The following is a 1,671-nucleotide window of genomic DNA, read 5'->3' as shown; positions in this document are numbered from 1 at the left end:
CAACAAAACACTCGCACTGCCCGCCACGCAGACGTGATCACAACACCAGCCGCTACCCCGACACGGCCCCATGCCAATCACGCACGAGGTCGTAATGCTGCGGGATCACCAGGGGTCAGTCTTACGAGAGCAGCGACACTCGTTCCACTCGGCACCGATGCGCGCGGTGGCCTCGGCCTCGGTCAGTTCCTGCAGCATCCGCTCGACCACACTGCGAACGAGCTCGATTCCATCGGACGACGCGTAGTGACTCAAGCAGCCGCAGTAGGTCATGCTGGGACAGGGCCATCGTGCACTCCCATCGCAACACCGGCTGTGAGGGCCGTGCGGGGGGCGGCATATCCGGCAGCCTCGCATTCACGAGCGGACAGTGGTGAGGGGGCTCACCACACGCCTCCGCCGCCGGAGTCGCCGATGCCGTTACCGCTGCTGTAGTCGTTGCTTCCCCAGGAGCCTCCGCCGCCGGTCTCGCCGGTCGAACCGGTGCTATCGCTTGTGATGTCGCCCGAGCCAGTAGGGTTGCCGGCGCCGGCGTCAAAGACATCAGCCGGCAGGTTTCCGCTGGGGTTGCTAAGTGTGGTACCGGTGACGTCGTTGCTGGTGGCGGGGGTGTTCTGATTCTGGTTTTGACCGGCGCTGTGGCTGTAGTCCTGGATCTGGCCATGGTTGCCGTTGATCTGGCCGGTCGGGCTGTTGATGCCGTGGCCGGAGGGGTTACCGTGCACGATGTCGTTGATAGCCTTGGCGCCGCGGTTAAGCGTTGCCTCCCACTTGCCGGGAGACTCAGTCGAGCCGGTTGGCGTGTCATTTCCGGCCGTGTCATTTCCGGTCGGGCTCTGTTCGTGTGTGGCGGTGGGAGTTGCAGTCTGCACGTCAGATACGGGGGGCTGTGCCGGTCCGCTGTCGGCAGCACCGGTCCAGGCGAAGTTGCTGGACGAACCCAAGGCAGCCTGCTGGTTCTGCTGAGCGGGGTCACTCTGGCTAGCGGATGAAAACGTGGGCTGTGGGGTTTTGTGGACCGGTGTCCAGCCTCCCTGCCACTTTCCGTTGACCAGATGCCAGTCCCCTTGCCAGCCGCCCTGCTGGCCATGCCACTCCTGCGACTGGGACGTGGAAGCACCGGCCGTCTGCTGACCGCCGACAGTAGCAGCGGCATCGGCGGCACCCGAGCCAGTCGTGCTGATACCGGCAGGATCCTGGCCGGTCCGCCCGACCGGACTACGGGCCGCCTGACCACTACCGTGAGCCGGGGTTACCGCCGCAGCCTGCTGAGCCTGGCCTTGCGCCTGCTGCCCGCCTGACGGGTCCGATGCACCACCCAGCTGGCCCTGCCCGGAAGGCTGCACGCTATCGTGCTGCGCCTGCCCCTGTTGCCCCCCTTGCTGCTGTGTGCCAGCCAGGTTGGGGTTGTACGTCCACCCGCCGCCCCCGCCCTTGCCCGTCCAGGTCCAGTGGGGGTCCTTGGGGCCCGTGTACTCGTAATGGTCACCAGTCCAGGTGAAGTTGCTGGACGAACGCGAGGCAGCCTGCTGGTTCTGCTGAGCGGGGTCACTCTGGCTAACGGATGAAAACGCGGGCTGCGGGGCTTTTTTGACCGGTGTCCAGCCTCCCTGCCACTTTCCGTTGACCAGATGCCTGACCGCCCTGCTCCATCTTGTGCAGAACCAGCCA

Annotated in this window: 1 pseudogene; it reads right to left on the bottom strand. The window is 65.5% G+C overall.

Features of this window, described 5'->3' with window-relative positions:
• Window positions 1-383 precede the first annotated feature (383 nt).
• A pseudogene (locus ABZ070_RS37185) lies at window positions 384-1,671 on the bottom strand (hypothetical protein); the annotation flags it as partial.

Origin of the sequence: Streptomyces sp. NPDC006283, from assembly GCF_040613325.1 — a bacterium.
Lineage (GTDB): Bacteria > Actinomycetota > Actinomycetes > Streptomycetales > Streptomycetaceae > Streptomyces.
This window is presented reverse-complemented; position numbering and strand designations above follow the sequence as displayed.